8 protein-coding genes and 3 pseudogenes are annotated in these 9,014 nt (G+C 43.1%); 3 read left to right on the top strand and 8 right to left on the bottom strand.

What is annotated here, in order from left to right; all coding sequences use genetic code 11:
• Positions 1-33: 33 nt before the first annotated feature.
• The 5 genes from V7L31_RS32205 to V7L31_RS32185 all read right to left on the bottom strand — a co-directional run bounded on the left by V7L31_RS32205 (position 34) and on the right by V7L31_RS32185 (position 4,133).
• Positions 34-432, bottom strand: a complete 399-nt coding sequence (locus tag V7L31_RS32205; protein WP_334699997.1) for a biotin/lipoyl-binding protein — start codon at positions 430-432, stop codon at positions 34-36.
• An 898-nt stretch (positions 433-1,330) separates the two neighbouring features.
• On the bottom strand, positions 1,331-1,717 hold the full coding sequence (locus V7L31_RS32200; protein WP_334699996.1) for a signal peptidase I: 387 nt from the start codon (positions 1,715-1,717) through the stop codon (positions 1,331-1,333).
• The gene (galK, locus tag V7L31_RS32195) at positions 1,707-2,789 is read right to left on the bottom strand and encodes a galactokinase (RefSeq protein ID WP_334699995.1); all 1,083 of its coding nucleotides are present in this window, start codon (positions 2,787-2,789) and stop codon (positions 1,707-1,709) included. Before galK ends, V7L31_RS32200 begins: the two co-directional genes overlap by 11 nt.
• Before the next feature lie 5 nt (positions 2,790-2,794).
• Entirely contained in the window at positions 2,795-3,907 is a 1,113-nt protein-coding gene (locus V7L31_RS32190) for a M24 family metallopeptidase (protein ID WP_334699994.1), read from the bottom strand.
• A 103-nt stretch (positions 3,908-4,010) separates the two neighbouring features.
• Positions 4,011-4,133 carry a hypothetical protein gene (locus V7L31_RS32185; RefSeq protein WP_334699993.1) on the bottom strand — a complete coding sequence of 41 codons (123 nt, stop codon included), beginning with the start codon at positions 4,131-4,133 and terminating at the stop codon, positions 4,011-4,013.
• Between the two features lie 45 nt (positions 4,134-4,178).
• On the opposite strand from V7L31_RS32185, the pseudogene V7L31_RS32180 reads away from it, so the two are divergent.
• Positions 4,179-4,415 (top strand): annotated as a pseudogene (locus tag V7L31_RS32180) (IS701 family transposase); the annotation flags it as partial.
• A 12-nt stretch (positions 4,416-4,427) separates the two neighbouring features.
• On the opposite strand, the pseudogene V7L31_RS32175 reads toward V7L31_RS32180, so the two are convergent.
• The 3 genes and pseudogenes from V7L31_RS32175 to V7L31_RS32165 all read right to left on the bottom strand — a co-directional run.
• Positions 4,428-4,619, bottom strand: a pseudogene (locus tag V7L31_RS32175) (IS66 family transposase); the annotation flags it as partial.
• A 125-nt stretch (positions 4,620-4,744) separates the two neighbouring features.
• Positions 4,745-5,845: a galactose-1-phosphate uridylyltransferase gene (galT, locus tag V7L31_RS32170; protein ID WP_334699991.1), complete on the bottom strand. Its 1,101-nt coding sequence runs from the start codon at positions 5,843-5,845 to the stop codon at positions 4,745-4,747.
• A complete protein-coding gene (locus tag V7L31_RS32165) occupies positions 5,824-7,677 on the bottom strand; it encodes a glycoside hydrolase family 2 protein (protein ID WP_334699990.1) in 1,854 nt (617 codons plus the stop codon). The genes galT and V7L31_RS32165 overlap by 22 nt, the downstream gene beginning before the upstream one ends.
• 739 nt (positions 7,678-8,416) lie before the next feature.
• Here V7L31_RS32165 and V7L31_RS32160 point away from each other — a divergent pair.
• Positions 8,417-8,611, top strand: a complete 195-nt coding sequence (locus tag V7L31_RS32160; RefSeq protein WP_334699989.1) for a hypothetical protein — start codon at positions 8,417-8,419, stop codon at positions 8,609-8,611.
• Positions 8,612-8,657: 46 nt separating this feature from the next.
• A pseudogene (locus tag V7L31_RS32155) lies at positions 8,658-8,894 on the top strand (transposase); the annotation flags it as partial.
• Positions 8,895-9,014: the final 120 nt, after the last annotated feature.

Below are 9,014 nucleotides of genomic sequence, written 5' to 3'. Positions count from 1 at the left end.
CTCGAAAAGAAAAACCCTATTTTCAGAGGAATTTTAACGACACAAAAACTGCATGAACAAAAACCGCCTAAAAACCCACAAAGTCAACAGCCTAGCCTGAGCCTGATCTAAACTCAAAGATGCGATCGGCGTACCCTGCTGCACTCGCTGACCACTTGAAACGAGAATTGATTCGATTCGACCTTGAATTTGTGGTTGTAGTGTGACTTTTTTTTGTGCTTCCAACGACCCGACAAACTCGGAACTTTCTTCAATTGTACCTGCGTCAATTTTCTGAAGTTTTACTGGCAATGGTGGCGGGCTTTGAGCATTTGCTGGCGGATCGTTTTTTTGACAACCACTCGTCAATCCTGTGAGCATTAGTACGATAACTAATGCTGGATTTGCGAGTAATAAACTTAAGTATTTAAGTAGATAATTACGTTTTAGCATGAAACAAAATGCTGATTAGTTAAATCTATACACTGCATAATTTTTACGTCTCAATCCAATGGATTAATAAAGCCTAATGACCAAAGAATAAAAGGATATAAGCCCCTAAATTTATTTATGGGGATTGTAATTTTGAATTTTGAATTCCCCGTTCGCGTAGCGTCTCCAAGAGTTGGGGTTGACTCCAGCTTTGCCACAATAAATTTTCTATCTATATGTCTAGATATAGGAATCCGATTTGATTTCTGAAAAAATCTAAGTATGTGTAGGGTGTGTTATCGCGTAGCGTAACGCACCAAATCCTTCGGATGGTGCGTTAGCCAGAGGCATAACGCACCCTACGTATATTTCAAAAATCAAATATGAGTCCTATATTTTGTTGATTGCATTAGATACGTCTTTCATCAGAATCACAGCTTTACGTCAAACAAACTCATCTCAAAAACATCTCTGGGTTCATACTAAGTGAGTTCGACGGATTAAAAAAAGTACTAAAGATAGAGATAATTAAGTTTGTAGGGTAGATATGAAAGATTTTTGAAAGTGATAAGTAAGTTGGCACAATAAAAGCAAACTGTGTAAACAAAAGTGAGGTAGAGCCGTAGGGGTACGGCAGTGCCCATTGGTGTCAACTTAATGTGAAACCGTTCGCCCGCCGGGAATTAAAATTCCCGTCTCATAGCTAAAGTCATCTGAAGATGACTAAATATTGCCAAAAATCTCCAGTCTACTTCAGTAGACTTAAGCTATTAGCCCGATCGCAACGATAATTATTTAAGCCAACTACTTAAGTATCTGACTTTGTATCTTAAATCTGATGTTGAGAAGCAAAGTAATTCTGACAAATGAAGGAGCATCGAACCTAATTAAAATTAATTATGCTCAATTACTTAGCAAACTAACTCTTTGACACTCCAGCCAATTCAACACTATCACCCGGTTTTGAAGGCCATCTGACAGTCAAAATAGTGCAGTCGGACTCAGCTACCCACCAATGGGATACACCTGCACACCAAAGAACATAATCACCTTCACGAGATAATAAAATTTCTCTATCTTCAAATTGCAGGCGAAATTCTCCGTGAATGAGAATTGAAAGCGTTGCAGCTTGGTTATTTACTGCCCAATCAGTTCTACTTTCACCTGCTTTGTGAACAGCCCATTTTACTTCTAGCATTTCCGTAGAACGCGGATCGTCTTCAGGGGTGATAAAGTGACCCATAAACCATCCCCAACGATTTACACCTTCAACGCCTGCATTTCCATAAACAACTTTAGGCTGCATCACTTAACTCCAAAGAAGGAACCAAAATTTGTCCGGTGTAACCTGCTTGCTTGTATTGTTCAAGAACATGAGTTGCAATATCTTTGCTCTGGCCTGATTTCACCAAAGCAACACAAGCACCGCCAAAACCAGCACCCGTAAGTCTTGCACCATACACTCCTTCTGTTTTCTGCAAAATCTCTACCAATGTATCCAGTGCAGGTACAGACACTTCATAATCGTCTCTCAAACTGGCGTGGGATGCGTTCATCAATTCGCCAAAGCGTTCAGATGATACTCCCTGCAATACTTCTAAGACGCGGTTATCTTCTGTAACCACATGACGGGCGCGACGGCGTAGAGGTTCAGGTAGTTTTTCTGTTACTTTAGGGTCAGTAATATCTCGTAGTGCCTTAACTCCTAGCGATCGCGCCGCCTCTTCACACTCAGCCCGGCGCTGGTTATAACCGCTAGTTGCCAGGGTGCGGGGTACGCCACTATCAATCACTAAAATCTCTGCATTTTCAGGCAAAGGCATCACCCGACGTTCTAAAGTTCGAGTATCTAAAAATAAGATATGTTCAGTATCAGCCAAACTAGAAGCCATCTGATCCATGATGCCGCACTGCACGCCAGCATATTGAATTTCTGCTTGCTGGGCAAATTGGGCGATTTCAACGTCATCAATGGGAAGGTTCAGAAGTTGGCGTAATGCCCGCAGCGTTCCCACTTCTAAAGCCGCGCTACTAGACAAACCCGAACCCATAGGAACCGATGATTTGACGTATACACAAAGTGATGGTATTACGTGTCCTGCTTTTTGCAAAATCTCAATACAGCCAAAAATATAACTGGCGAATCCAGACGAGGTATGATTAATATCTGAAATGCTCACTTCCTCGTTGAGATTTTTTGAGTAAAAGTGATGCTGCCTATCGCTACTCAAACCTAGCTGTACCGTCGTAGATTGAGGAATCGCAGTTGGCAAAACGAAGCCATCATTATAGTCGGTATGTTCGCCTAGTAAATTTACTCTTCCTGGCGCAGTGGCTTGAGTTTCAGGTGGTTTACCGAATACTTGTTCAAAATCCATAATTTTTAATTGTACAAAGGTACAGGGCGTAACCTTCCTTCTACTTCAACATGAGGAAAATTTGGATCAAAAGTCAGATTTTCCAACTTTCCATCCTTGAGAATCACAAAAGTATCTTCAATCTTTGCCCCCGGTAAACTGGGGTTCCAAGCGACAGCAATGCCTTCTGCCAAAGTATCAGTAGTAGTTGGATTTACTACGATTTCTCGCGATAAATATCCAGTGGTTCCTCCCTGGTGATGTTCGCGGATGGCATTAGGAAATCCATGCTGCTCATAAGCCTGAGCTAGCGCGTGATAAACTGCATCGAGTGTGGTTCCGGGTTGGCACAAATTCAAAATTACTGCTTCTATTTCGCGCACATGGGAATGCAATTCAGCCCGTTCGTCTGAAAGCTTACCAAAACTAACAAATCGAGTCAGATTTGCATACAAACCGTAACCTCTCGCGCAAAACACCAGCATTGCTTGGTGTCCAATCTGTTCTCCGGTGGCTGTAGCATGACGGTATAGCGGTAAACGCCTTTCACCCGCTACCAGTGTCAGCGCTGGATGCAACCCTTTCGCCCATAACGCCTCTGCACCCGCACCTGCTAACTGATATTCTGTCCAAGTTGGCTTGGCGGCTTTGAGTACCTCTGTCATTGCCTGACTAGCTTTTTGCCCAACTTGGTGATATCGGTCTAATTCACTTGACATCATTACCCGTTTATGATTTTGCAGAGTTGGGGGTAACGGCTTTTCTAAATTGGAGATGGGGCGTTCGCGCTTCGCGTTGTCGTAGACATCGCTAATTACTTTTCCGCCGCTAGTTGCATCACGAACAAAAGACTCACGGGCAGCACCATCAGCCCAAGGGTTCACATACACCTTAAAATTAGCAGGCAGTTCTTCATCTTTAAGACGCTGCGCTTCAATTTCATCTGTCAATACCCAAGCCTCGTCAGTAGTTACAAATACTTCTGCTACGCCAGTTTCCGCAGTCAGCAGCACGGTGTTAGAAGCGCCAGCCGTTGCCCAAGCAAACCAGTCTGTACCCCGCAAACGCACACCTTGCACTTCGGTTTCACGTAAGGTTTGCCTGATTAACTCTAGCTTCTTGGAGACTTCTTCGTTCATAGGAAAAACACAGATAGATACAGATGATTATCAAATTTATCTAGGTCTGTCTGCGTCTGTCTGAGGTTGGTATTCCAAATGGTACACTAGTAGGGAACAGGACTTACGCAACTGGCACAATGCGATCGCCAATTACTAGTACATAAGTATTAGTTGAATCTGATTCCGAAAGCCTTGTATTCGTAATAGAAGCCGATGTATTGGAAGTAAAGCATGAAATATTCATGAGAAAATAGGTAGAGGTTGTATGAGATAAATGTTGCTTACGGTAATGAGATTTACTAAGCTTAATTACTGCCAATACTTATTAAGTAGTCAAATTAATTACACGATGACCAATTTGGCAGAGCATTTAGAGACTATTAGCCATGATGCGATTAACTACTATTTGAAGAGAGAAAAGTTAACACCTCGATTACTCTGGGATAACGTGAAAGAGGTAGTTGAGCCTGATACCAATGGTTACATAATATTTGATGATAGCGTTTTAGATAAAAGGTATTCTGATGCGTTCGCCCTACGGTTTTGATGAAGTCTTGCTATCTAGATTAGCTATAACACGAAGCTTTTTTATCTCTTGTTTGAGTTCCTGGATAGATTCGAGTAACTTTCTGTTCACTTGAGCCTGCTGAATAAGCATCTCTACCAGTTCTTCTTTGGGCAACTGGCTCAAACTTTCTCGGTCTAATTCTTCAGGCAGGCTTTGGTTCATATCTGCGATACTCCTCCTCAAGTGCCCCCTTTGTCAATACCCAGCCACCTGAATCCTTACATTTTTTCTGAACAATAAGCGCATCTCGTGACGGATGCGCTTGTTTTGGTTTACCTATTTTTTCTTTATGCGGAAATCAGCATTTCAATATCTACAGCCACAGCCTGTAACTCTTTAGCCTTCTCCTCCGGTAAAGCATCATTGGCAAACATCCCTGCTGCAAGTTCAGTTCCTGCCAGATACTTTAGCCTTTCGCTTGTCCGATATGGGGGAAAAAACTCGGCGTGTAAATGCGCTTCGGGATGCGCTAAACCGTCAGTTGGTGCTTGGAACCAAGCCATCAAGTAAGGAAATGGGCGATTCCACAAACCGTCATACTTGAGAGTCACAGTTTTTAACGCTTTGGCGAGTCCCCAACGTTGCTCTGGGGTGAGATCCATAAAAGTGCTAACTGGCTCTTTGGGTGCAATCCAGACTTCATAGGGGTAACGAGCGCAGACTGGGACAAATGCGATCGCATACTCATCTTGATAAATAATCCGTTGATCGTCTGCAATCTCCTTCTGAATCAAGTCTTGCAGTAAACCCCGGCGATGTTTTTCATAATACTCCTGCTGCATTGCCAGCATTCGCGCCGGAACAGGCGGTATAAAAGGATAGGCGTAAATTTGCCCGTGGGGATGGTGCAATGTTACACCTACCTCTACACCTTTATTTTCAAAGGGCAGCACGTACTGAATTTGCGGATTTAGCCCTAGTTCGCGGGTGCGATCGCCCCACACTTGCAACAGTAAATCAAGATGTTCCAATTCCAGAGAACTAAGGGAAGCTTGGGCATTTTGAGCAAAAACCACCACTTCACAAGCCCCATTCGCAGGCAATGTTTCCACAATACACTCTGGTGGATCGTGTGCCGTTTGAGCCATTGAGGGAAAGCGATTATCAAACACCGCTACATCATACTTACCTTGGGGAAGTTCTGTAGGAAACTCCGGTTTAGTAGTGGGTGCGAGGGGGTTATATTCTGGGGGCGGCATGAAAGTCCGCCCTTGACGGTGAGAAGCGTAAGCAACCCATTCGCCGCGTAAAGGATGCCAGCGCAGGTGAGGATTTGCCTGCACTGGTTCATTACTAGGGCTAGTGGCGATGATATTCTCAGCAATCGGGTATCGACTGTATAAGGTCAGTGGGCGACCATCCGGCTTTAACAGCTTGTGGGAGTACATAATCCTTGTCCTGAGAGGGTTGCAGCGCGGATTGCCTTAATGGGAAATTTCGGGGTGCGATCGCCGTATAATAAACCGTTAGCTTCTTGGAAAGTATCTGTTAATTGGGTGTAACAGAATCCGCTAAACAACTCGATATCATTAATCGTTTCAAGCAGAGAAGCGTATTTCATTTCTAGCTCGGAAATATTCGAGCAACGCTCATATCCCCAAGCCTTATCTGCATCGGGGTTATCAACAGGGGCATAGGCAATGCCACCAAATTCAGTCAGCATTACTGGCTGTCCCTGATGCGGAAAGTTATCCAGTGTCAAGATGCGCCCTCCAGGACGCTTCCGATCGAACAAATCCGATAGCTTTACTTCCGGGCCATAGCGATGACCTAATCGTTGGGGGTGGGTGTCGTAGTCATGAATAGCCAAAATATCTGTGTCTGTACTTTCCCAGCCATCGTTGGCAATCACTGGGCGGCTCGGATCGAGAGTTTTAGTTAAGTGATACATTGCCAAAACGTAGTTTCGGTGAGCCGCAGTTTCAACCAGATTCGGAACTCCCCAAGATTCATTAAACGTTACCCAAGCTACGATACAAGGGTGGCTGATATCTCGCTTAATCACCTCAGCCCACTCTCGTGTCGTGCGTTCCACTGCTTTAGGTGTGAAACGATATGCACTGGGCATCTCCTCCCATACTAACAACCCCAGCACATCTGCCCAATATAAAAATCGTGGGTCTTCAATTTTCTGGTGCTTACGGACTCCGTTAAAACCCATTGCTTTGGCGAGTTCGACATCGCGCCGCAATGCCCCATCGTCCGGTGCTGTCATTAGGGAATCAGGCCAGTAGCCTTGATCCAAAACTAAGCGCAAATAATAAGGACGACCATTGAGCATAAAGCGATCGCGCTGTATCCCCACAGTCCGCATTGCTGTGTAGGATTTTGCTTGATCCAAGAGTTGATTGTTATGCCAAAGTTCAATGTGGGCATCCATTAGGGTAGGCTTTTCTGGACTCCACAGCAATTCGTTGCGGTAGTCGTCGATACCTGGATCGGAAAGGGAAATGCGGCGACCAATTTCTCCGTTAAACACTTCATAAGTATCGTTTGCCAGCACGGTATTGCCAATGCTCAGTTTTACCTTGATTTGGATACCAGCAGGGACATCACCTGTGATCGCAGCATAACAGCCAACTTCCCACCGCTCGAAATCGGGACTCCACCGAATACTATCAATGTAAGTTCTACCCACACGCTCAATCCAGACTGTTTGCCAAATACCACTGGTGCGAGGATACCAAATACTGTGCGGTTCCAATTGCCAATCCTGCTTTCCTCTAGGCTTGGCAAGGTCAGAAGGATCATCCTGGGCCCAGACTGTTACTTTTGTTATGCCACTATCATTCAAAACTGTGGTAATATCCAGCTTGAAAGGAGTATGTCCCCCTTCATGCTCTAGCATGTATTGACCATTAACCCATACACGGGCGCGATAATCCACAGCCCCAAAGTGCAGTAATAATCTGCCGTCACCTTCAGGTGTTTCAAATTCTCGCTCATACCAGCAGTTTGGATGAAAACCTGTATCACCAATACCACTTTTGGTAGATTCGGGAGCGAAGGGAACTTGTATATGATGACTCCACGCCTGGATATCGTCTGGTTGAACACATCGCCCTTCATCGTCAAAAGCGAACTTCCACTCACCGTTTAAATTTAGCCAGTGCGATCGCTTTAACAATGGTCGGGGGTGTGTTGCTGTTAAGTCCACAAAGTTATTATCAGTTTTAGAGGCTAATTTAACCTCAGGATTCTTTATATCTAACAAGTTCATCAAATTTCCTCCATATCCATAACTCAATCAACCCCTGCTGTAGATTAAATCCAGACCCAAATATTTGGATTCCCAGATATAGCAGGAGTTTTCACCGCATCATTCATCGATCGGTTCGAGCTAGTAGCATTAATTTTTTTGTAGTCAATACTGATACATTCTCTACTTGCGTGTTGAAGTATAACAATAAGTTTATATACCCCTAGCTCGTGACATTATGGCATATACATTACTAATATTTGCCAGGTTATCTAAAAAAAAGCATTAAATTTAGGTACCTATTAACTATCATAAATCTGCCACAGGAGAAAGTGGTTGTCATGAAAGTTTTATTTATATCAATTGCTTAAGTAAATGTTTTAAAATCATTTATTTAGTCAATAAGCATTAGCAAACAAAAGAAAAATCATTAAAATCAGGTTATGTAAGGGAATAACGGAACCATCCATTGAATATTGCTAGATAGATAGGATTTTTGCCTGCAACCACACCAATTTTGAAGATAAAGGCAAGTTTGCCAGTGTAAAGTGATTTGGATTCAGGAAAATTAAAATTGTTTATAGTTTATATATTTTGAATATTCAGATATTTTATTTTTCATAAATAAAATTAGGGTGCTGTTAAGAAAGTAGCGAAGGTCAAAAAATATATTTTCTTCCTGCCTCCTACTTTTATTTGGTAAACCAACTTAAAATATAAACCTTAGCCGCCAAAGCATTGCGGTACTAAACTTCATCTTATGACATCCGATCAACCCTCTGAGCAACCTGTATCTGAATCTACTGTTAATGAAGCGTTCGACCTAGAGCAGCAAGAGATTGCAGATGCTTTATTTCCCATCGTTGGCATTGCCGCCTCAGCGGGTGGATTAGAGGCATTTACGGAGGTACTAAAACCCGGATTTCTCACAAACTCAGAAAAAACCGGAGCGTAAAACTGATAAAATGTATACATAGAAAGCATTTCAGGCGTTTTAACCGATGAATCGAGCCGCAACGCGATCGCTCCCAAAACAGTTCAGATTTGAACAGCCAAAGTCACCTCCAATCGTAGTTAATTTCCAGGGTGGACAAGTAACATCTGACGCAGGTTTAAGCTTAATTGCTGAAATAGATAGAAAACTGCAAATCACATCACAGTTTGCACTATGTTTCCAAGATTACCGAAAGCCTTATCGAATTGACCATTCAATAGAAAACTTAATTAAACAGCGAATCTGAGGACATAGTGCCTATTCCCGAGACGATATAATGACATGGTGTGAGTCACAGACTGGAGTTGACTACGTTTTTGGATTGGCGCGAAACAGCCGTTTAATTCAAATGGCTACGACGACT

Source organism: Nostoc sp. (genome assembly GCF_036916655.1).
Taxonomy (GTDB): domain Bacteria; phylum Cyanobacteriota; class Cyanobacteriia; order Cyanobacteriales; family Nostocaceae; genus Nostoc.
This window is presented reverse-complemented; position numbering and strand designations above follow the sequence as displayed.

Coding starts and splice junctions, on each gene's coding strand:
- galT (WP_334699991.1), bottom strand. CDS start 5,845: ATGTACTCCCACAAGCTGTTAAAGCCGGATGGTCGCCCACTGACCTTA.
- V7L31_RS32200 (WP_334699996.1), bottom strand. CDS start 1,717: ATGCAGCCTAAAGTTGTTTATGGAAATGCAGGCGTTGAAGGTGTAAAT.
- V7L31_RS32190 (WP_334699994.1), bottom strand. CDS start 3,907: ATGAACGAAGAAGTCTCCAAGAAGCTAGAGTTAATCAGGCAAACCTTA.
- galK (WP_334699995.1), bottom strand. CDS start 2,789: ATGGATTTTGAACAAGTATTCGGTAAACCACCTGAAACTCAAGCCACT.
- V7L31_RS32165 (WP_334699990.1), bottom strand. CDS start 7,677: ATGAACTTGTTAGATATAAAGAATCCTGAGGTTAAATTAGCCTCTAAA.
- V7L31_RS32185 (WP_334699993.1), bottom strand. CDS start 4,133: ATGAATATTTCATGCTTTACTTCCAATACATCGGCTTCTATTACGAAT.
- V7L31_RS32160 (WP_334699989.1), top strand. CDS start 8,417: ATGACATCCGATCAACCCTCTGAGCAACCTGTATCTGAATCTACTGTT.
- V7L31_RS32205 (WP_334699997.1), bottom strand. CDS start 432: ATGCTAAAACGTAATTATCTACTTAAATACTTAAGTTTATTACTCGCA.